Below are 22900 nucleotides of genomic sequence, written 5' to 3' on the forward strand. Positions count from 1 at the left end.
TTTAAGATTTGTAGTCTCTTAGGTGCAGGTTCTGTAAAAAATCGGTTGCTGATATAATTCTCTCATCTTCTTTAAAATTCCAATTCGGTTCAATTTGAATGTCATCTTCTTTATGTATAGCTAGCAGTAGCATTTGAATAGTCAATAGAATTATTCGACAACTGATATGGATAATTCTAGTATGGTAAGATTTCGTATGTTCGTACTCATCAGGTTCTCCAAACGCAAATGCACCGTGAGCAAAGCCGTTTCTGATTTTATAAACCAAAGTTAATCCAGTGCCCGATTTGCCTGCACATTGGCTGGGAGTGAATAGATTTTTATCGGCCTCGAGAAAGGAGGGGGTTAACTTTAGATAATTAGCTAACAAAGTTACCAAATTGTTATAATGTTCAGGGAGTTTAAACTTGCTCTCGTAATTATCTTGCAGGTAAAAACCTACTTTATTGATTTTACCTCTTTGCTTCGGGCATTCTTGAAAGCTTAGGCCATCTATTAATGACTCAAATCCACCCCAGATATATGTAAACCATGTAAGTTGTAATAAAAGATCTTCTAAATATTTGGATTTAGCATCATCATAATCTGCTGCTGCCCCACAGACTAGCCAAGCGTTATCATTCAAACCTTCAGTATAGTTCACTTTTGTAATTCCCGAACATATTCTAAACCAATCTCTCATTGGGTCCTCATCATAAGGGTTTTCCGCAAGTAAAAAGCGGTAGATATTATTGGCATGGTCAGTTACAGAAACTAAGATTCCATGTTTTTTACATATTATTGGGTTTTTACATTCCATAAACTATAATTTTCTTTGTTTTCAATCATGAAACTTAGTTCAGTTATTGCTAAGCATGTTGAAAAAATATCCAGATTAGTAATACTTTAATCTTTAGATTTTCTGCTCAACGTTGTTTAGATTAAAAGCTTGGTCCATGGTATGTAATTATTTTCATTAATTTCCACTTAGTTATTCCAAGACATATTGCTGCCTCATTGTTATTAATGCACAACCCTAATTTCTTTCAGCTAATATTCTATTATATTCATTGAGATCTTCAACTTTGATTAACCTTCTTCTTTGTGTTATTTCTCTATCAAGATCCCGAGGATCAAACTCTGGTTTATATCCCAACGTATAAAGCATAAAATTTCGCAATCTTGACCTTCCGATAGCAGAGGATTGCATCAGAAAGTTGTCAGAGAATGAAATGTTAAAAAATGGTCTCAGTAAGTGATCAAAATAATCTTGGGTTATATCCAGTTCTAAGTTATATTTTTGAATTTTAAGATTCTCTTTCAACACATCGAAAAGAGCTTGGATACCAATTGTTTTTGTTATAAATGCAGCATTGTTTTGATCCGTGAACAAGTTACTCACAACGCTACTGAAAAAATTCTCAACAGCCTTCCTAATTACAACATCTTGCTCATTCAGATAAAATTTACGCAGCGGAGAATCATCCTCAAATCTTGATAGTTCACTTCTTTTTCTCCCGTTTTTTATGGACGTTTTTGCAAGTTCATCCCTATCTCTCTTTGTATTAGTCGTAATTAATGAAAGGATGCCTTCTACTATTGTTGCCGTTGAAACAAACCAAGAATTATTTATATTTTCTAATAATATTTGATCTATCTGTGGTGCAACTTTAATATGTTTAAAAAATGGTGAACTTGGATCAATATTAAGTTGGCGGCAGATGTAAACTGCTAATTTTTCAGTTGACCATGCTTGCGGAGTCTCGTCTTCAAGATTATAACCATATAGGATATAGGATAAGCTTTTACTTACTGGTGTTTGGTTATGGTTTATCGTTGAAAATAAATAAGCCTGGTATGGTAGTGGTAAGTCGAAATAAATTGAACAAACCAGTTCCGTAGCAAGTCTTTCCGAATTTTCGGCATATCTGAAGCCTTCTAAGCGATGTTGACCGTCAACGATAGATGCCAGTTTTTCACGGGATGGAATTATAATTTTATATAAACCTTGGTCTATTGGTTCTACTCTCCACTTTATGATTTCATCGTCAACGAAAAGTCCATTGTTCTGATAATTGGCTGCAAGAATAATTGAGTTTGGGAATGCGGACTCCACAGAATCTATATATCTGCCAATTTGACGAAGTTTTTCCCCTTTCTTTGCTCTTTGGGTTCCAGTAAATTCAATTCCTTCTGAACTATCATCGACATTTGGACGTAATTCTGAAGAAAAGGTAATTTTGAGAAGTTCCTCAGCGGGAATTTTTGTAAGATAAAACTCACCTAATGGCTGAGAGACCTTGAAAGCGATAAGTTCTATAAATGGGCTGCTCATAATTTACATTTTTACGTTTGGAATTTCTTGTGCGTTATCTGTTAAATCGACATAGGGACCGCCAATCGGAGCTGCAGAATCATCATCTTTATCTTCAAGTTTATATTTCTTATCTACTGAATTCGTAATCCACCATAAGAATAAAGCGCTAATAGTAGCATAGAATGCTATCTCTAAGGAGTAATCTGGCAATAAATCATATTGAACGAGAAAAATGGCTATTCCTCCTAAAATTAGAAATGTGAGGGCAGGCATTCTTAGGCTTCTTGCTTCCTTATGGTTAGGAAGTTTGTTTAAAATTAGATCAGCAGAAGATGTTGCAATTATTGTTATAAAATATGTTGAAAGTGCCTTTGCCAGTTCTAAAATATTTTCGGGATTATTTTCGCCTTTGTAGTATATTTTATAAGCTATAGGGGAGATACCCAGGCCGCCCACTATTAAAATTACCACAAGAAAATATATTATAAAATCAATGTTTCTAAATCCTTCGTAGAATCTTTTAAATAATGCTGCGATGAGATAAGTCCATGATGAAAAGAATATTATCAAGTCTTGAAGTATTTTTTTCCATCGCCGTTTAATTTCCAGCTGAAAGTTTTTCCAATCGAATTTTTTGTTCATAGCAATCTAATTATTTTCTTTAAAACTGATCATATTCTGAAAATTACTAGGCTATTAAGTTAACCAGATTATTTAATGGTCTTCCAGGCTGTTTAAGAAGCATGTCTTCAATGAAACTAATACCGCCATTTGCATACGATTGTGCAGTTTCAAGAATAAGCTTTGGATCAAGCAGCATTTCAAATTTCTGGTGTTTTTCAAAGCTAATCGCTACGAGTATTGCGATATCCGTTTTAGGGTCTAACACATCTCCAGCAAAGATATCTTTCTGTACCTGGATCGAACGATAGGCATTATGTTGCCTGCCAAGGCTAACAGCCAGCATGAAAACATCTTTCATCGAAGCAAACGGGAAATCATCCGGCTTTTCATGCCCTCTTTTGACAAGTTGTTGATAAATCGAGTGATTATCTTCTTCAATATATATGCGGTGATTTGATTTAAACATCATTTAATTTATTTTTGTCCAGTTTGTTATTCTTTCATTTGGGTCAAAATCTAGTTCGTAGATATGAGAACAGTAATTACCAAGATGTTCTTGTGTCACATCATTCCATTCTTTATCAGGAATGAGAAATAAAATTACCTGCTCAGCGAGATGAGGTAATCTAGTGGCCACAGCTGCATCTACATGTTTTGATAAGCGGCTAAATGGCATATCTATTACCAATGGTGGGTGTTTTTGTGATACTTTTGAAATTGCCAGGATAAATGCCAGGCTAAGGCATTGGGATTGCCCCATCGATAGCCTTTGCAGGGCAGGATTTCCATTTGAATCCAAGACCTGTAAATCATACTCCTTACTCAGCCCGACATGGTATCCCGATGAGGAAAAAACGAATTTTCTAAATTCTTCGATTGTGAATTTTTCTACTTCCTTTCTGCTGTCTTCAGCAAAATCATTATAAAGGCGCTCGATTTCTAACGAGGCCTGTTGAGCAAGCTCATTTTTTTGTTGCAGGACCGCAACCTCTTTTTCCTTTTTGCCTAATTCTTTCCTTTGCTTATCAATTTCCTTTAATTTATCTTCGCATATTTTTAAACTATCCTTAGTCTCCTGGTCCTTGCGTATGCACTCATCACGCTTGTCCCTTCTTATTGATAATTGTTCTGTAATTAGTTTGATATTTTCCTGCGGCAATGTTTTTAATTCCTTGTCAATCTCTGCGATCCTCAACCGTTCTTTTTTCTCTTTATTTTCCTGTTCAATTAAATTATCTTCATACTCTGATAGCTCTTGGTTAGCAGTGATTATAGTTTGCTGTAAGGTCTGAAGGTTATACAATAATTCCAATACTTCCTGTTCTTGCTGTGATTTACCTTTTTCAGAAAGAAGTCTTTCTTGCAATGCATTATGGATCTTACTATTCTCTTCAAATTCTGTATCACAGATGCAACGGCCCATGTTCAAAAGATCGTTAATTAAGGTTTCTGATATATGCTTGGGGATTTCGCCTTTTTTACGTTTATCATTGATAATGCCGATTAAATTTTCTACAGGTTCTGTCGATAACTTGTATGCAGCTTTGGGAATAATATCTTTGATCAACAGTTTAATCTTTTGTTGTTCTACCAGAATTGTTTCAAGCCCTTCGCCTCTAATGTTTTTTTCGTTTTGTAATTTTTCTGATTCTGGTAAATTGACCAGTTTTGCCTCTAACGCTTTAATTTGATCGTCTAATGCTCGCTTCTCGTTCTGGTTTGTTTGGATTGTTCTTTTACAGTCTTCCTGTATTTTTGTCTCTTCAAGATGCCGTTCCTCAACGACTGCTAGTTCTCCATGGGAAAGTTTTCTTGCCTCACGGGAATACTCAGCAGCTATTTCCTTTAAATGTTCCTCCGCTTTTTTTACAATCTCCAGATCTACGACTTTATAGATGGCATCACGAACTTCCGCAGAGCTTCCCGGGCTCGCCAGATTATAAATGCGGTCCCCATCAAACAAGAAATATCCCTTAACATTACCTGGTAATATATCATCCAAAAATGTCTTACTATATGGAATAACATCAACATCTCCGCTTGGTGTGTATTCACAAAGTTTTGTAGTCCTGCCTGTTTCCTCTACAATAAGTTCGGCTCCCTTTTTTTTTGGTTTTACGGTAAGACTTTGGGTAATGTAATATTTTCTCATATTGTGCGAAAAATCCAAGGTGCACAACATGCATACGCTTACTCCCTTTTCTGCAGCCTCTTTGAGGGCTTTTTCGTTTACATAATCAATGATGTGTCTGCCCCGTCTGAGTTTAGGCAACTCCTCCTCATATTCTTGCCCATAAAGTGCCCAGTTTAACGCATCAAATATTGAAGTTTTACCAAATCCAGTATCACCAATAAGTACAACTATAGGCTTCTCTTTTTCTACCCTAAAATCAAAAGTAGGAGCATCTCCGTAGTAACTGGAGAAGTTTTGCAGTTTGAGTTTATCAAATTTCATGTTGCTATCTGATCTGTTTTACTAATGCACTATTATTGATAATATCTCTAATGTTTTTCATTGGAAAATTTTGTCTGTCACTAGAGCGATAACTGATTTCAACATTGAGTACCTGCTCCACTATATTTCTGATCTCGGGGTTGTCGATTTTGTTTACCAGCACCTTTAGCCTAGTTGTAGTATTCTCGTTGATTTTCGCACGTTTATTCATAAGTTAAGTTATATCAGCTAATCCTAGTTTATCAGCTATTGTGAACATTTCATTGATTGAATCAAAACGGTTTTCTGCCATCGAAGAAAACTCCTGCACTCTTTTGTATTCTTTGGTTATTGCACTACATACGGCGTTATAGACATCACTCTCCTTGCCTTTTTCAATAAATTCCATCGGAGGGATTGAAATAAGGTCATAAATTATTGCAAACTTTTTATCATCATGTTTTCTGAGGATTCTTCCCCTGCGCTGCACAAATTCTCTGGGGTTGCCTGAACTGGCTAAAAAATAAGCAACACGGGTAGGCGGGACATCCACGCCTTCATCCAGACATTTCATAGCAATCAATGACTGTAACTCGCCCTTTGAAAAATCTTCCAAAAGCTGTTTACGTTTAAGGCGCGACTGTCTCGATGTAAACTCATGTAACTTAATATTTAATTCTGTTCCAAGAATGCGCTTGACGTCATCAAATATTTGATCTCCTACATAAAACAAGCTAAAATCTATGGGTTTATCCTGCAGATTATTCCTTATCCAATCGATTTTTGACCTGGAATTATTTAATAATCGCGCCCTCTCAATTGATAACATTTTAGCAAGCTCTTTTAGTTTGGTTTTGTTACTGGCATAATATTTTGCTATTTGTCTGGACAGTCGACAGTATTCTGCGAATTCATCAGTAGCCATCTCAACGGGAATTGGATAATAATAATATGGACATAGGAATTTTCCAATAGCTTCCTTTAAAGAAAATTGAAAAACAATTTCTCCGAAATACTTAAACAGTAATGCGGTACCATCGTCGTCCCCGTATCTCTCCGGCGTAGCGCTCAGACCAAGACGGTATGGACAGTTTTCAGGAAGTACCTCTCTAATAGATGTTGCGCCAGCGTAATGTACTTCATCTACAATGAGGAAGGTTTCTGAAGTCACAGGTGAAATTATTTCCTGGAAATTTTTCGACGTTAGCGAAGCATTTGTCGTTACGATCATCACCACATTTATTTTCTTTCTGCGGAACAGCTGGGTCTGACGTGCTACCTCATCTTCCCATAACAGCTTGGATTCACCAACTAAAATAGAATCAAGTCCAAACTTTTGTGCTTCGTCCATCCATTGTTCTGCCAGATGGATAAATGGACAGGAAATAATAATATAACATCGCTTCTTATCTTTGAGTAATTCTGTTGTAGCAGCCAACGCCGTAATGGTTTTTCCCGTACCGGTCGCCATTTCGAAAATCCCACGATAACCGTTTTTTTTCCAGTTTGTTATTGCTTGTTGCTGGTACTCACGTAATTTCGGTATAGTGTCTTGTCTATCTGTATCCTCTAAATCATTTAAAGTCAAGTTGGCCAATAGCTGCTCGGCGCGGTTTATCTCTATTTGTGAACTGTTTGGTGCTTTGATAACCTCTTTGACTAGTAATTCACGTTCTGTCTCTATTAACTCTTTTACCGTTTTCTTGGGAAACCAGTTTTGAATAGCAACCTTTACCTGCTCAACGGAGATGATTCTCACCACTTCGGACTGTCCGCTCCATGTTTTCTCAAAGAGATTACGGATTTGATCAATTCTTAATTTGGCCATACCCTGCGCTTCCCATGAATACTCGCAGGAGATACTTTCGACGTTTCTCTTTAGAGCAAACTCAGAGAAATTTACAGATCCATTAAATACGGCCCTGTCCTGGTTACTATCGGTGAATATGCCAAATTTATGATGCACTATTCCTACTTTGTTTTTTTTTGGAACGACAACCTTAATTTCTAATCTGTCTGAAGCAATGAGCCAGGATAAACAATTAAAAAAATGCTCATCTCTTTTTGAAAGTGTTTTCATGAGATGGTGTAAATCATTTATCAATCTTTGCTCATACTCTTCATCTGGTTCTTCCTGTTGTTGTCCGTTGAGAATAGCAATTTTATCCTTTTCAATTAGACTATCATTGATCACAAAGCGCATTTTGCCCTCATTTTTTATAAATGAGGCAAAGCCGAATGCTAAAGATTTGAATCCCGTGGAGCGGAAATAACCTAATCCTAAGTCGAGATACTTACTGTTGCAGAGACCATCAATAAAAAAGTCGCTGGGTTCATCTTCACCAGAAGCATATAGCGGCTTAAAATCTGTGTTTCTTAACATTTCGGTACGTCAAAAAATATATCTATAATCTTTACGTAAACATTATTATTATCCATTTTAACAACCATTATTTTCTATACGAATGCTGAAGTTCTCTTTAAATTAGTCTCTGATTTTTAAATGAATCTATAATATCACCAAGGTTCTTCGTTAGCAACCTTGAAAGCTATAATTATTTATTCTTTTTATATGTCTTTTCGAATTCCTTCAACTTTTTAACCAATTCCGGGTTGTTCACTTTTACTTTAGCCCCCTTTTTTACGTCGAATTTTTCAATTTCATAAGGGATGTTTTCAACCTTATGTAGCCTGCGCAATTCGTTCTCAAGCGCTTTTGCTAAGCCTGTATTAACACGCCCTTGCGGTTCTAAAAGGTCTCTATTGTCTTTTTGAAGCAATTCACCAATTTGATTTAAATTTTCATCATTTGGTTGATATTTATTAGAACTCCAGTTGCTAACAGTTGTGTAATCAACATCTACCCACAATGATACTAAGCGTGAAGAAGCGCCTGCCTCCTTTGTTGCTTGCTTGATTCTATTAACACTACGACTAGCTTTAACCTTCTTATTCATAATAAATTATCAAATAAAGTTGGTGCTGTACACAAACTTTATTATATTTGTTTTAGTATTTATGCGACAAATAGAGCGGGGGTAACCTTGCTTTTACGATGTCACTCATGAAACGAAACCGTCAATTTTCGCATGAGCCGATCGTGAGTTCGCCGTATCTATTGAATTTTGCTATCTTCGTGATAACTGATTCAGTAGGGCGGACTTCATGTTAGTCTTTTGCGAAACTCAAGCTAAGGCTTGAGCGGTTCTTGACGGTACCAGTTTCAAAAGCATTGGAGTTCGCCTTATTGGATTTTTCCAATCTGGTTTCCTTCTCGCTTTTATTGGGTTACATCGTTACATAACCAACTAACTGATTATGAAAACGAAAAAACTAAACGCCGCCATGACCAACCGCTTCCCAGCGGTAACATTTGGCTATTCCCTTAAACTCCTAAAGAACATACTCCGTTCCCCACCATAGTACTGACTAAAATTCCAAGCAAAAAGGCACACTCACTTATCAAAAAATAAGTCTATAGTGTAAAAGCGTCTATCTCGTATAGACACTATGTCCATTGGCTTTGGTACCAGCCCTTACAGCTTACAGGCTCCAAGATGCAGTACAGTGGTTTGTCGCAATTCCAAGGTAATGTGTTTTTTCTGTTAAAGCAAATGATTGTATCATTATGTCAAATTTTGACATAGTAGGGGTTGGTGTTTTTTACCACTGATACTTCTGAATCAACTAATTAACCATAAACAAACTAAATGAAAAAAACGATACAAATTATCGTACTGGCCACGCTTTGCCTAAATTTGACCACCAAAGCGCAGCAGCCAGCCAAATCATCATCCCTTCAAAAGGGCTATACTGGCAGGGTTGTCTCCGCCTCCAGCGGAGAATTCCTGCCTGGAGCAATCATCAAAATCAATCCGTCAAATCAGACTCTGGTCACAAACGATAGGGGAGAGTTCAGCTTAATTCTATCTGATGGAAGTTATGATTTATCCGTCCACTACGTCAGCTTCAAAGCCAAAACTCTTGCCGTCCAAATTCCATTAAAAGAATTGCTCATCATTTCCCTCGACAACGACGAACAAAGCCTGCAGGAGGTAGAAATAAACGCTGGCTATTATACCGTAAAAGAACGCGAACGAACAGGCTCAATCTCCAGGGTGTCATCTGAAACTATAGGCAAGCAACCTGTAAGTAATCCATTAATGGCTCTTCAAAATAGAGTGCCAGGACTAGAAATCACCCAACAAACAGGTACCCCTGGAGGTGGGGTCAAAGTTCAGATCAGAGGGAGAAATAGCATTAATACAGCTGTTGGAAATGACCCTTTGTATGTTGTTGATGGGGTATTTTATCCGTCCACCAGTATTTCTTCAAGTTTAACCTCTGGTATTCTAGGAATTGGTGGCGCTAGTCCCTTAAGCTTCATCAATCCTAGTGATATTGAAAGTATTGAGGTACTTAAGGATGCTGACGCCACTGCAATCTATGGCTCTAAAGGTGCAAATGGAGTCATTCTGATTAAAACAAAAAGAGGAACGACGGGGGCTATAAAAGTAAATGCCGGAGCCACACAAGGCTGGAGTAATGTGGATAGACGTTTGAAGCTTCTCAATACAGAGCAATATTTGGAGATGCGCAAAGAGGCATTTCAAAACGATGGCTTAACACCCGGCGTAAGAGATTATGATGTAAATGGAGCCTGGGATCAAAACAGATATACAGACTGGCAGAAAACGCTAATTGGCGGGAATGCACTTACTACCAATGCATCTGCCAATGTGAGTGGAGGGAACCACAAATTAAACTTTTTAATAGGAGGTACTTATTATCAGGAAGGAACGGTTTTTCCTGGTGAATTTGGTTATAGAAGAGCTGGAATGAATACCAGTTTAAATTTTGGCGCAATAGAGGATCGGCTTAATGTAGGTCTCACGCTGAATTATACAAACACGATGCATGATCTGCTGACTGGCGATCCAACGTCAAACATCCTTTTGGCACCAAATGCTCCAAATCCCTATGATGAAAATGGGAAGTTAAATTGGGAAGATAATACCGTATATAGAAACCCGATGCAATACTTGATGCAGTCAAATGAGAAGGAGACCTACAACCTGATTGCTAATGTATCCGTTCGGTATCGGATTTTTACAAATCTCTTTCTTAAAGCCTCTCTGGGATACGCTTCTATCACAGGAAGCGAATACCGTAAAACTCCAATGGCTTCAAGATCAACAGCGTTAAATCCAACCTCTTTAAACAGGATAGCTGATTTTTCAAATAACGATAACAATACTTTGATGGCTGAACCTCAATTGACCTATAAGGAAGAAATTGGTCCGGGAACTTTTGACGCCTTGGTTGGATTGACATTTCAAGGAAACATTAACGAGATTCGGTCAATTCGTGCTACGGGTTTTAACAGCGATGAACAATTGAGAAATATCGCTGCTGCTGCTACACTTTCAACATTGGATATGATTTCCTCTCAATATCGTTATACAGCAGTTTTTTCCCGTTTGAATTATCAAATCAATAGCAAGTATTTCCTGAACTTTACCGCTAGAAGGGATGGCTCCAGCAGATTTGGCAGCGGAAAGCAGTTTGCTAATTTCGGAGCAGTGGGGGCAGGCTGGATCTTCTCAGATGAGCCAATCATAAAGAACAACATCCCTTTTCTCAGTTTCGGTAAACTAAGAGCCAGTTATGGGATAACCGGTAATGATCAAATCCCAAATTATGGATACCTGCAATTGTGGAATTCCCTATCTGGTACTTATCAGGGTGTGCCGACTATCCAACCTTTATTAGGCTCTATAGGAAATCCGGATTTTTCATGGGAAACAAATAGAAAACTAGAGGCGGCTTTACAGTTAGGTTTCATCGAAAATAGAATAAATGTCGAATTATCCTGGTATAGAAATCGCTCTTCAAATCAATTAATTGGCGATCCCTTACCACCTAGCACAGGCAGTAGTACCATTACAGCCAATAGGGCAGCTACCGTGGAGAATAGCGGATGGGAATCAGTCTTAGATTTTAAAGTTGTAGACAATACGCATTGGCAATGGAATGCGGCAATAAATATCACGATCCCTAAAAATAAGTTAGTGTCTTATCCTGGAATAGAAAGCTCATCCGACGCCTATAACTATATCGTTGGTCAGCCTCTATCAATAAGCCGGGTTTATAATGTCAGGGGAATAAACAGTCAGACTGGCTTATATGATATCGAAGACTCGGATAATAATGGGGTATTGAACGATATCGACCGCTATTTACATAAGTTTTCTGGTCAGTATTTTTATGGAGGGGTTCAAAATTCTGTGCGATTCAAACAATTCTTGCTGGATTTCCTGGTTTCATTTAGCAAACAAAATTCAACCAATTCCTATTTAAATGGATCCTTTAGTCCAGGGTTTTGGGACTATATCGGGCCAACAACCAATCAGCCTATTATTGCCTTAAAACGATGGAAGAAGGTAGGTGATCAGACTTCAATTTCAAAGGCAAGCACGATTCCGGCATCCTATACGAACTATACCCGGGCAAGATCATCGGGCGGAGAGTCGATACAGGACGCGTCGTTTTTAAGACTAAAAAATATATCAATTCATTACAGCTTACCTAAAAAGTGGCTTAACCACATTAAAGTGGATGGTGCGAGAATTAGCTTGCAAGGACAAAATGTATTTACCTGGACTAAGTACCTGGGCTTAGATCCTGAAACGCAAAGTATGTCTCTTCTGCCACCGCTTAGAACCTTAGCAGTGGGACTAAATATTACTCTTTAATCTATATGTTTATGAAAATTAAAATATTTTATATTATCAGCCTATTATCCGCAAGCTTTTTGCAGATTTCGTGTAAAAAATATCTTGAAATAGACGTTCCAAGGGAAAATTTAACAACTGAAAATGCTTTTGCAAATGACGATCTGGCATCCGCCGCCATGGCAGGGATCTATAGCAAGATGTCGGTTGGCATGGGAGGCACAAGTGTTCATGTTCTATGCGGATTATCCGCAGATGAATTCAAACACTACAGTTTAAATTTGGCAGAGTTTTATGAGAATCAACTCAGCCCAATCAATGCAGGTAATAATTCCATTTTTATAAACTATTATGCTTATGCCTATGCTGCAAATGCTGTCATGGACGGCATCGGTGCTTCAACAGGCTTAACCCCCTCAGTTCAATCGCAATTAAAGGGGGAAGCTCTTTTTATCCGCGCATTTAGCCATTTTTACTTAGTCAATCTATTCGGTCCTATACCGCTTCAACTCACGACAGATTATCGTATTAACAGGAAAGGATACAGGTCGACAGTCGAGAAAGTATATGAGCAGATTATTCTGGATCTCGAAACTGCAAGTAACTTTCTAACGGATGAGTATTACACAAAAGATAAAGTCAGACCCAATTTAGCTGCGGTACAGGCGCTTTTAGCAAGGGTATATCTGTTTAAAAAAGATTGGAAAAATGCTGAGAAATATTCATCAATGGTAATAAGCAAATCAACCGTTTACAAATTGAGCACCTTGAATGCTGTATTCCTTAAAAATAGTGCGGAAGCAATATGGCAATTATTTCCACCGGTATCCTATGGAAATACAGTAGAAGGAAGTTTCTTTATTTTGGCTGCTACCCCTACCAATGTATCACTTCAGGATAATTTTGTCTCAAATGCTTTTGAGGCTAATGATAAGAGAAGGACTTCATGGATTGGAAGCTATACCAATAAAAACCTGACCTATTATTTTCCCAATAAGTATAAAATCCGGCTCTCACCTGAGGTCTCTGAGTATTCTATGGTTTTGCGTCTCTCCGAACAATATTTAATCAGGGCCGAAGCCAGGGCTCAGCAATCAGATCTGTCGAATGCAATCGATGATCTTGACATGATTAGAGACCGGGCCGGATTGCCATTAATAAAAGCGACCAGTCCGGGAATAAGCCAGCAGGATCTTTTGACTGCAATTCAAAAAGAACGCAGGGTCGAATTATTTTCGGAATGGGGACACCGATGGCTCGATTTGAAAAGGACAGGGACTGCAGGTGACATTCTGCAACAAATAAAGCCTCATTGGCAGAATACAGACGTATTATATCCCATTCCGTACAACGAAACCAGTAGAAACCCTAATGTTACACAAAATGAAGGCTATTAAGAGTGCTATGAGAAGATTAATAAACTATTGTTTAATGGTCCCATTACTAAGTCCATTTTTGGCAAATGCCCAAGAAAGAACTGTTGATAAGCCTGTTATTTCAGGTGAATTTAATTACCAAAAGAAAAAAATCCCTAAAGAAGTGATGTTCTGGACTTTTCCAAAGAACAATTTCTGGGACAGATCAGTTGATTATAGTGTAAAAATTGGCCTCCAAAATCATTTCAAATTTCAATTTGAGGGAATAAAGCAACCGATGTTATATGCTTTAAAGCTAATTGATGCTGTAGATGGTAAGAAAAAGGTATTGAGTTTAGGGGATTTTTACGTTGAATCAAATGACAACGTTCAGGTAAAGATTTTTGATAGAGAGATCAGGTATAATTATAATGGAAAGAAAGATTCGCTAGTCTTTTCCGGAGAAGGGGCAGAGAAGTACAATCTAATCGAAGCGCTAACTAAAGATAAGTTTTTATATGTTAAAGCATTAGGTGCTTACCCTAAGCAGAACATAACTTCCTTAAGCGGTATAGATTCTTGTATTAAATATTTGGTTGACAAAACGATCTATTTTTCAGAAAGAAAAAAGAACTTAATTGACAATTATCCCGGTGTTTCTCCCATTATGAAGAAGATTATTAATTATCAATATGGACATTATGACACCCTTCTCGGGGGTAGAATCATCTACGTTTATAATTTGTATGACGCGCAACCAGCTTTTCAAAAAAGAATCAAAGAATACTATCTGAGTATATTTGGCGAACCGGAGCAACCAGAAGTTGAAGCTCTTTTAAGCCCCTCGTATTATCAGTCCATCCAGGCACTTCTTAAAAGGACTGAGTTTATGAAGAGCGACGATGGGAGTGTTAGTTTGGAAGAACATTATAACCTGCTTAAAACTACCTATTCAGGTTTGATAAGAGAAAGAATGTTAATGGAATTATTTATGGGTGGTTATGGCACATATGAGCTTGCTAATATTGCAACAAGTTATGATGCCGTTTTATTGGACGCTGCTAAATATTTGGTTTCGACAGAAGGCCGGCGCATTGTCGCGCTGAAAACGACCTTTAAAAAAGGAACTCCGCTTTTTAATGCTGATTTTATGGGACTGGATGGCAAATCTTTTAATACGGAATCGCTGAAAGGCAAAGTGTTTCTTTTTGATATGTGGGGATTGGGCTGTTCTGTTTGCGCAGCATTTCACGACCGGTTCGAAAAAGAATCATGGCCCGACTTAAAAAAGCATACAAACTTCGTTATGTTATCTGTATTTAGCGGAAAAACAATGGACAGCTGGAAAAAAGGTATGGATAGCAAATTGTATACCTCTCCTGATTATCTGAATTTATCTAACATACCTCATGGAAGTAGAGACCATCCATTTATGAAACACTATAACATCATCGGAGCTCCATTTATCATGCTTGTAGATAAGCAAGGTAAGATCGTCACAAAGATTAGCCCCAATATGCCGTCAAAAGAACTGCAAATGTTAATTGAAACCGAGCTAAACAAACCATAATCCTTGTCACCTGCTATGATAAGATAAGACATGATTTCCATAGATGGCAAATATGTACTCTCCTCTGACTTTAAAATCCCGAAGCCTCGTATTTTTATACCTGGGCAGATAAAAGCTATGTACATATTTGCCATTTTTAAGCAAGTAAATATCAATCGATTCATTTTTTAAATAAGTACTCTTTGACTCATTGTCTGACCTGAGGTAGGAATGAATGTACACATAATCTTCATCTGTTGTAATGCTCCTGTTAACAGTCTCCAAGGGGGCAATCAAGTTTCGGCTTTTAATGAGTATGCCGTTTACAAATTTGTCCTTGTATGCTCCAAATTTTATTTTCGCAGACCGGACTGTATCAATGGTTTTGGCATTATAAACTAAATTTAAGTTTGTATCCAGACATAAGAACTCACCTCTATGAAAGAACAGGTAAAAAATTCTAGAATGTTTTTTGTCATAATGAATTTTACCATCCGTACTGAAAAAGCCGTCAATCTGTTTTGGTAATATAAACTTTCGTTCAGTTTTTGCCTCTGCAGAAAGCCTAACTTTACTAAGCTCCGTTTGTCTTTGTCCTTGATCAATACTAAAGTTCCGTACTACAACTGAATTTTGAGAAAAGCCTTTTACCGCATCAAAAATAAGTGGAGACAGGTTATAATTCTTTGCATAATGGTTTGACCAAACAGATAGATCTCCCAGCTTGTTTGTAGCATACATAATAGAATCTAACCGATCAAAATACATGCTCTTAGATCCCAGTTTAAATCCATCTGACGGTGTAAATTGAATTGGCTTAGGCTGTTGAAGACTATATTGGGTTTTTAAAAGGACCATTGGGTTTTGATGATCTAAAAACCAGATGTCATTCAATGGCTCCCATAAAAAGCTAAACTTTTTATCGGGAAATGTATAGGTGTTCAATATTTCCAATTTTGGTTGAACTATTCTTCTTTTGAAGCCAGTAGCTGAGTTTTGTTTGCTTGAGAACAATACATAGAAAGCAATTATGCACATTAACAGGATTGAGGATGTATAAATGATTTTCTTCATGGAATTACAAATAGTAGAAGCTACCCCTAAAGGATAGCTTCTAGGTTTACTTACTGATCATACCTCTGAAGAGAGTTTTCATACAAATCTGTTGGATCAACGGCTTCTGTTTCTCCTTCAGGAATTACCTGTTCACCGATTTCTGAACATAGCTGATCAACCCCAGTCTCGCAGTTGTACTCTTGATAGGGAAATGTAGTTCCAGTAGAGTTTTGTGCAATTGCCCCGCCTACGGCTACCGTAGCTAAAAGGGCTAATGTTAAAAATTGTTTTTTCACGTTTATAGTGTTTAAATTATTTTGCCTACTCTTTGGTTCACGGGTTTTCGGCGTCTCCCGATTCAAATTGGCCAATGAATAATTTTTAGCGCTCTTGTGCTCTATTTTTCTCTTCTATTTTAGTTTTCAACACAATTCCAATTATAGCTAGCACTACAAACACGATATTAAAAATCAGGTGCTCCTTCCAGCCCATCTTTTCCAGTATGCCTCCGCAACTGCAGGGCACCGTATCACTGAACTTCAGGATGGCATAGATGTAAGCGGTAAAAAGACTCATCAATGCCAGTGAAGCATACAAACCTAGCAGTCTCATCCAGCCTGCAAACAGCATGATGGAGATGACAATTTCAAGGGAGGGGATCATCCAGGCAAGAATGGAGGCAAAATCTGTGATGATCGGAGATTTACTCATCTGAAGTAGAAATTTGTCATACTCCATTAGCTTGCTTGCAGCTGCGTACAGGAATAATAAACCAAATACTCTACATATGCCATGTAGGAAGACTTGAGTTAGCCTTGTTGGGTTGTTTTGTTGTCGCGATATGCGTGTATCCGTAGTGCTCATGGCATTGTTTTATACCCAAAAGTACACTCAGAGACACACTGCCGTGAGCAATGTAATTGCATTTTCCTTGCAAACAGGATTGCTTTTTAAAAAGGGCCTAAAGCTTACTTCCTGATTTTCTTTAGCTGATTCTCATAACCCTGCCGGGTCAGGACTACATGTGTAGCTTTAATGCTGTTGCTGGCAATCTTTGCAAAAAGTGGTTTTTTTGCCTCAAACTGCCGAACCCTTTCCAATGGAGGCTTGTTGAGCAATTGGATGTGCTCACGATAATAACGCTGTTGAAACCTGGCCAATTGATCCAGCTTTTGCCTTACTACATGATGTCGCTCCATCAGCCAATAAAGATCCGGGTATCGGATGGAGATAAATTCCCCGGCTTCCAGCGCCTGTACGTAGTCGATGCGCTGATCTTTATCGAGTAAACTCACGGTATCCAGTATGAATTCTTTCTTTTTCCAGACCTGTCTGCCGCAATTTTCCTTTCTATCTTCGCAAAAGTAATAGCTGTGTACGACTGCCGAGACGGAAAGCCACAAACGACCCTGCTCAAATCCACCAGGCGATTCCAGCACTTGTCTGGAGAGGACCTGATGATACGCGCATAAATTGTACAAGTCAATTTTTAAACTTTGCAGTTCGGTCTCATGACCCGCGAAATGAGGGAGGACGTGTAATACAATAATTTCGGCTATCCTGTCCATCTAATTATATGTTTGTTCATTCCAGGTGCTTCTTGCGTGCCAGTTCTTTGAGCAATTCCTGTCTTCTCGATTCACATAGCAATGCGTTGTCCCGCGCTGCCAGGTGTGCAGCCACTTCCTTATTCCCCGCTTTGGCCAACATAGATAGCTGCTGGTCCGGATATTGGTCTTCACAGGTACAATTCCCCCGTGGTACAATACTAACCAGCGCAAACAGCAGCAAAACCCACAGAAATAAGTATGGGTCCAGGTGTTTTAATATGGGGTTGTGCCGATACCAAATGGCTAGCCGCATCCATCTGCCATATTTCTTGCATGGTAGGATACCATCTTTAGGTGGAAGACTGACTTTCATATGCTTGGTGTTTTTACCAAAGTAAAGTGTTTAAGCTACGCTTCAAAGCACAATCTGTATAGTTGGAATGAAGTGGCAGGTTTTTGGCAACGAATAGCCAACTTTTTTCTAAAACCTCATAAATGTGTGGTTATGAGATGATTGGTTTAGCTAAATTTGATAAGATAAATCCCTGATATGAAAGCAAACGACCCAGACAAGCCGATTAAAAAAACCTTAAACTATCTTTCCATGTACATGGTCGCACTCGTTGTAATGTTATTTGCATTGGTGATGGTTTTTCCCGTGGAGGAAACCAGGCAGTCAGGGATGACCAGCACCTGGGTTTACATGCCATTTTTAGGCATGGCTGCAATCTCAGTAATTTGGCTCATGATGGTGGATTACATTACGATAATACTTGATCGAAAAATCAGATGGGAAGAGGAGTTTGTCAAAAGAGCGATTTACCAGCTCATATTTGGCTGGGCACTTCCAGTCATTGTTTCATTTTTTGTGGGAAAGTGCTACTTCGGATGGATCGGTGTCGATATAATGAAAACCTTATTTTCTCCGCATTTGTCTATCACCATGTTGGGTTTTACGCTGCTCATCAATTTCGGCTATCTATTCTACTATTTACTTTACTTTTTTCGTGTCGGCGTTCACTTGGCTGGAAAGCTGGATAAAGGACAAGCTTATCCCGATGAATTAATCTTCCGGCAGAGCGGAAGGGAGGTAAAATTCAACGCTGCGGAAATTGCCTATGTGTTTGTCCGTGGCAAGCAAACGACAATACAAACTCACGATGGGGAGCCGGTCTCTTTAAAATTAGTTCCGCTAAAAAATGTGCGAAATCTATTAGGTCCCCCGGATTTTTGCCAGGTGAATAAGTCCTACATAATTTCCCGCAAGGCATATATCAAACACCGAAGACAGGACCGTGGACTACGGCTGTACCTTCTTCCTGAAGCAAGTGAACCAGTAGTAGTTGGCAGGCACAAGGTGGGTATGGTATTGGATTTTATAAAAACTTGCCAGCTTACGTTTATCTAAATTTAACTAATCTTTCTTATAGCTGTATGCTGTTTGTGTTCCATCTGTGTAGGTTCTGACTGCGGATGAGCAGCGGAAGATCTCCGGGCCAGCTTCGGCTCAGCAGCGGGTTTTTCCGAACCTGAGCCGAACCTGAGCCGAAGCTGGCCCGAAGCTGGTCCGAAGCTGAAAGGGTGTCAGATCAAACGCAAATCGAAGACAGACAAGGTCCTGAGGAATCATAAAACCCAAAAGCTATATGATATTTATCAGAGCCAATAGGTTTAAGTTTGTAGTCCAGTCCACCTATCAATTTATGTTTTTTGTTGGTAAAAAAATCGGGTGGGGAAGTATTAGTTGCTCAAAATCCTTCGGGCTTTTGAAATTTAAGTCCATTCTTTTTAAATAGTAAGCTAACAGTTCAGCGTCAGACTTCTGCTGCCCAAACAAAGATAATTGCCCAATCAAGGTAATAACGAAGATTGTCAGCATTGTTTTGCTCATCTTAAATGGATTTTTATGAATATACAATTCTACTTTCACACTCCTCCGCTGGTCAAAACAAGCTCACGTAGCTTTCACCGGTATCCTTTTCAAAAAAATAACAAAACATAAGCATCTGAGTAGGTTTAGGTGTCGTTTTATTCCGGGGCTTAACTAATATAACATCCGTTTTCATGCTATCGAAAACCGCCTTGGTGAGCGCTTCGTTCTCAAACTTTTTAACATTTCTGATCGCAGAGATTGACAAATCTGTGGTTAAATCAACCTCGAATACTGCAATTTCGTCCTTATTTTTAAATCCTTTGATAGTCAATAACTCATGATTGAATGTGTCAAGACCGAGAGGGTTGGGGTTGAGCAGTTTATTGCTACTCAAATATTCAAGTACCTGCTGTTGTAACGCCATCCTTTTGAAGTAATGCAATCCTCCATTGGGATATTTAACCGGGTCAAATGTACGACTGAAATTCAAACCACCGGAGCAAAAGCCGAAGCTAAGTACCCCTTGCCATTTTGCAGCGAATATGATCCAAGTCGAGTTCACTGCGGGTAAAAACGCACAGGATGAATTAAGTTCGCTTGTAATCTTGATTCTTTTAAGGCGTTCACCCTTGTAAACCGCTATAAGTTCAAGCTCAGCATCATGATACATTTCATTCTTAGGATCAGGTGTGATTTTGATAATTTTTGCTTTAGCCACAAATTCGGACTGTTGGAAATTTTCGGTGAGCCCCCGATTTACACAGGAGCATGCATAAGCCCCGATAGAATTGAGGACTAAGATAGTTAAGAGTAGAATGTTGAATTTTGCCATTAGTCTTTGCTTGTTAAAATAAAGATGATTAATCCTCTGGTTTTCCATAAATGCAATGTTAGAAAGACATTACTTTAAATGGCGACACCAGCAATGTGTTGCCAAAAGCCATGTGTTTCCTTCGTTTCTAAAACCAATCAATTATACTTTTTGGCGAAATACCCAGGTAAAGAAAAAATAGTAAATTAGAGATATGGTAAACTAGAATAAAAATGATTCACAAGATTTTTAACATACTAATTTTTGTGATCCTGATGCCAGGTTATATTCACGCTCAAGGGCCGCGTTTTCAAGAGGCGTATGAGCGCAATTCTCCCGTTTTCTTGGAAAAAGTCATAGCAGCATGGGCCAAGGAAATTCGTCCAAAAACTATTAAAGAAAGGTCGACATTTAAAGAGCATGTTAGACAAGGATATGCTGTTTTTGAAGCTTTCTTCGATCCAAAAAACCTGGCTCAGCTTGGAGGATCTCAAATTGGATATGACGCCTATTTGAATGATCGCTACGCAGTCATAGTTCCACAACTAAACATCTACCAAGCAGATAAAGTGTATTATAGTGTAGAAGAGACCAAGCAATATACAATTGCAAATATCAATAAATATGTCCAGGATAAATATAAAACAGATTTTATTCGGAAGGTTCTGAAAGGGGATGCAGAGCATATCCTGACACATTACGGACCGTACGGACTTGAAGTTAAGGACTCGACGACCAAATCAGTTGAAAATGTATTGGACTTTAGGCCGCGAATGCTTGTGGAAGTTATACCACTATATTTGACGGAAAAGTATGATGCCGCGTTGAGGAACTTTCTTGGTAACGAAACTACTACCTTTGGGCAAAGTGGAAATTTAGGATCGTCGCAGGCGACGGGCGGCAGTCTAAAGAGAATAAATTTCCTAAAGCAAATTATTAAAGTGTTTCCCGGACACTGGGGAGGTAATTGGGAATTGGCAACCCCACCTAAGGTTAACCGAATTACTTTTGATAAAGAGATGAGATATGCCATGATTAGCTACGAATTAATATACGAGGGGGGGCGTGCATTCATGGAATATAAAAAAGGAAAGTGGGAGTTGATCACAGCTAAACGTACATGGCAGGAATAGCGCTGCTTTGAGAAAAGTATGAAAGTGGTTTTTTAAATTTTAGCGCACAAGAAAGCTTTACTTTTGCTTTTTCGTTACCTCAAAAACCTGATAGCAGGCTTATAAAACACACGCTTCCCCTGATAGCTTCTAATGCTATTGATTACAATAAAAGCGCCATTGACGACATACAGAATGGGCGTCAACAATACTAGCAAAAGTTCTGCTCCATTGAAACCTTGGAAACCAATACCAGGAAGGCTAAAGTCGACATGGAAGATTAAACCAAGGAACAGAAAGGCATAAATCAGAAATATCAACAGGCACCATGATATTTGAAAATTCAACAGGCGTTTTCCCATTTCATTCGCATACTTTATTTTATCTCTCTTTAAAATCCATATGGCAAGCGGCACGATGATTCCAAGCAAGGGGAATACAATAAAACTCAATGCAGACAAGTTGAAAAATGCCAAAAATCCTTTGTCTTCCTGCTCAGTCCAGTCTATCAGTTCATCGGGTGTGACATTCAAGGCAATGGCAATTCTCTTCAGCGTATCACCCCTCGGATCTGTTTCGCCGCTTTCGATTCGCTGTACAGTTCGCAGATTAATTTGTGCTGTTTCAGACAATTTTTCCTGACTCAATCCTCTGCGGAATCTTAAGTCTTTAATTCTTTGGGCTAATTCAATATTTTTCATTTTTTTTAAATTTATGCCTCAAAGGTATAGTAAGCCCTTATTTATTTCTTAAGACTTGTTTACGGCATATTTACGGCATATATGTCCGGGCCATATTTAATGAAAATATAGGCCAGTGATACAAAAATTTATTTAGCATCATTACCACAATTCGAAATAAAATAATAACCTTAGGCATCAACGTTATTTATAAAAATAAAAAAATTGGCCGGGCTTGGTTAATTTGATAAAATTCAACAATTAGTGTTCATACTGGTTAGCCCGGCCATACTTTAAAAATTTCATTTTCATTAAAAATAAAGATATTAAAGCTAAATTTGATCAGCAAGTCAGAGCATTAACTGGAGGAACTATAGATATGGGCATCATCAAATGCCGTGTCGGATTTCCCATCAAGCTGTTCAATGGGTGTCACGGTAACTTCACCATAATCAATTGAAAGCCTCCTGGCTACCTGCATCATCCATGTGAAGAAACTCAGATTGCCAGAAAACCTTCCAATATCAGTTTGGATCTTAGATAATGTACTTTGTAATATTTCGTTAGATTGAACTGGACAAGAACGCATCCTTGCAATCATTCCGTAGAGAGAAGCCCCGTAGTACTTTCTCAATAGCTTTTCTCCCCGAGGATCCCCCACAACAAGGTATTGGATCATTTGCCCCTCTATTAAGGGACAATTATCCTGAGGTCAAATTAAGCCATATCCTTTACCTACCAAAAGGTTTTTTGATTGAACATTATCCCTTACAACCATGGCGATTATCAAACCACACCACATCATAGCAATCGGCGCCTCCGCGGG

At 38.4% G+C, this 22900-nt stretch carries 21 protein-coding genes; 5 read left to right on the forward strand and 16 right to left on the reverse strand.

All coding sequences use genetic code 11. From position 1 onward, the window contains the following. Position 1: 1 nt before the first annotated feature. The 8 genes from EZ437_RS10735 to EZ437_RS10770 all read right to left on the reverse strand — a co-directional run bounded on the left by EZ437_RS10735 (position 2) and on the right by EZ437_RS10770 (position 8311). Positions 2-799, reverse strand: a complete 798-nt coding sequence (locus tag EZ437_RS10735; protein ID WP_131595916.1) for a hypothetical protein — start codon at positions 797-799, stop codon at positions 2-4. Positions 800-1015: 216 nt separating this feature from the next. Beyond that, positions 1016-2314 (reverse strand): DGQHR domain-containing protein, encoded by a 1299-nt coding sequence (locus tag EZ437_RS10740; protein WP_131595917.1) that lies wholly within the window; start codon positions 2312-2314, stop codon positions 1016-1018. Between the two features lie 3 nt (positions 2315-2317). Then, complete coding sequence (locus EZ437_RS10745; protein WP_131595918.1) at positions 2318-2938, reverse strand: hypothetical protein; 621 nt, start codon at positions 2936-2938, stop codon at positions 2318-2320. A gap of 46 nt (positions 2939-2984) precedes the next feature. After that, positions 2985-3389 (reverse strand): hypothetical protein, encoded by a 405-nt coding sequence (locus EZ437_RS10750; RefSeq protein WP_131595919.1) that lies wholly within the window; start codon positions 3387-3389, stop codon positions 2985-2987. Next, a complete protein-coding gene (locus tag EZ437_RS10755; RefSeq protein WP_131595920.1) occupies positions 3390-5375 on the reverse strand; it encodes an AAA family ATPase in 1986 nt (661 codons plus the stop codon). It lies immediately after the preceding gene. 4 nt (positions 5376-5379) lie between these two features. Next, positions 5380-5586 (reverse strand): hypothetical protein, encoded by a 207-nt coding sequence (locus EZ437_RS10760; protein WP_131595921.1) that lies wholly within the window; start codon positions 5584-5586, stop codon positions 5380-5382. A 3-nt stretch (positions 5587-5589) separates the two neighbouring features. Then, on the reverse strand, positions 5590-7737 hold the full coding sequence (locus tag EZ437_RS10765) for a DEAD/DEAH box helicase family protein (RefSeq protein WP_131595922.1): 2148 nt from the start codon (positions 7735-7737) through the stop codon (positions 5590-5592). Positions 7738-7909: 172 nt separating this feature from the next. Beyond that, on the reverse strand, positions 7910-8311 hold the full coding sequence (locus tag EZ437_RS10770; protein WP_131595923.1) for a protein kinase family protein: 402 nt from the start codon (positions 8309-8311) through the stop codon (positions 7910-7912). 753 nt (positions 8312-9064) lie between these two features. On the opposite strand from EZ437_RS10770, the gene EZ437_RS10775 reads away from it, so the two are divergent. From EZ437_RS10775 to EZ437_RS10785, 3 genes are read left to right on the forward strand one after another with little or no spacing between them, the layout of a single operon-like run. Beyond that, positions 9065-12109 (forward strand): SusC/RagA family TonB-linked outer membrane protein, encoded by a 3045-nt coding sequence (locus tag EZ437_RS10775; protein ID WP_131595924.1) that lies wholly within the window; start codon positions 9065-9067, stop codon positions 12107-12109. Positions 12110-12120: 11 nt separating this feature from the next. After that, positions 12121-13485, forward strand: coding sequence for a RagB/SusD family nutrient uptake outer membrane protein (locus EZ437_RS10780; protein WP_165500385.1), 1365 nt, complete (start codon positions 12121-12123; stop codon positions 13483-13485). Positions 13486-13519: 34 nt separating this feature from the next. Then, entirely contained in the window at positions 13520-15013 is a 1494-nt protein-coding gene (locus tag EZ437_RS10785; RefSeq protein WP_131595926.1) for a TlpA family protein disulfide reductase, read from the forward strand. A 6-nt stretch (positions 15014-15019) separates the two neighbouring features. Here EZ437_RS10785 and EZ437_RS10790 read toward each other — a convergent pair whose 3' ends face one another. The 5 genes from EZ437_RS10790 to EZ437_RS10810 all read right to left on the reverse strand — a co-directional run bounded on the left by EZ437_RS10790 (position 15020) and on the right by EZ437_RS10810 (position 17971). Next, positions 15020-16066 carry a hypothetical protein gene (locus EZ437_RS10790; RefSeq protein ID WP_131595927.1) on the reverse strand — a complete coding sequence of 349 codons (1047 nt, stop codon included), beginning with the start codon at positions 16064-16066 and terminating at the stop codon, positions 15020-15022. A 50-nt stretch (positions 16067-16116) separates the two neighbouring features. Then, a complete protein-coding gene (locus EZ437_RS10795) occupies positions 16117-16344 on the reverse strand; it encodes a hypothetical protein (protein ID WP_131595928.1) in 228 nt (75 codons plus the stop codon). Between the two features lie 85 nt (positions 16345-16429). Further along, the gene (locus EZ437_RS10800) at positions 16430-16912 is read right to left on the reverse strand and encodes a DoxX family protein (protein WP_131595929.1); all 483 of its coding nucleotides are present in this window, start codon (positions 16910-16912) and stop codon (positions 16430-16432) included. Positions 16913-17016: 104 nt separating this feature from the next. Then, on the reverse strand, positions 17017-17616 hold the full coding sequence (locus tag EZ437_RS10805) for a cyclic nucleotide-binding domain-containing protein (RefSeq protein ID WP_131595930.1): 600 nt from the start codon (positions 17614-17616) through the stop codon (positions 17017-17019). 16 nt (positions 17617-17632) lie between these two features. Continuing rightward, positions 17633-17971 carry a hypothetical protein gene (locus tag EZ437_RS10810; RefSeq protein ID WP_131595931.1) on the reverse strand — a complete coding sequence of 113 codons (339 nt, stop codon included), beginning with the start codon at positions 17969-17971 and terminating at the stop codon, positions 17633-17635. A gap of 177 nt (positions 17972-18148) precedes the next feature. Between EZ437_RS10810 and EZ437_RS10815 the strand changes: the two genes are divergently transcribed. Further along, positions 18149-19006: a LytTR family DNA-binding domain-containing protein gene (locus EZ437_RS10815; protein WP_131595932.1), complete on the forward strand. Its 858-nt coding sequence runs from the start codon at positions 18149-18151 to the stop codon at positions 19004-19006. A 535-nt stretch (positions 19007-19541) separates the two neighbouring features. Here EZ437_RS10815 and EZ437_RS10820 read toward each other — a convergent pair. Continuing rightward, positions 19542-20351, reverse strand: coding sequence for a hypothetical protein (locus tag EZ437_RS10820; RefSeq protein WP_131595933.1), 810 nt, complete (start codon positions 20349-20351; stop codon positions 19542-19544). Between the two features lie 164 nt (positions 20352-20515). On the opposite strand from EZ437_RS10820, the gene EZ437_RS10825 reads away from it, so the two are divergent. Next, a complete protein-coding gene (locus tag EZ437_RS10825; protein WP_131595934.1) occupies positions 20516-21415 on the forward strand; it encodes a hypothetical protein in 900 nt (299 codons plus the stop codon). Between the two features lie 74 nt (positions 21416-21489). Here the strand turns inward: EZ437_RS10825 and EZ437_RS10830 are convergent, their stop codons facing one another. Further along, positions 21490-22095: a helix-turn-helix domain-containing protein gene (locus EZ437_RS10830; protein WP_131595935.1), complete on the reverse strand. Its 606-nt coding sequence runs from the start codon at positions 22093-22095 to the stop codon at positions 21490-21492. 337 nt (positions 22096-22432) lie between these two features. Next, a complete protein-coding gene (locus EZ437_RS10835) occupies positions 22433-22753 on the reverse strand; it encodes an RNA polymerase sigma factor (protein ID WP_131595936.1) in 321 nt (106 codons plus the stop codon). Positions 22754-22900: the final 147 nt, after the last annotated feature.

The sequence above is a fragment of the Pedobacter psychroterrae genome, assembly GCF_004331695.1.
GTDB lineage: Bacteria > Bacteroidota > Bacteroidia > Sphingobacteriales > Sphingobacteriaceae > Pedobacter > Pedobacter psychroterrae.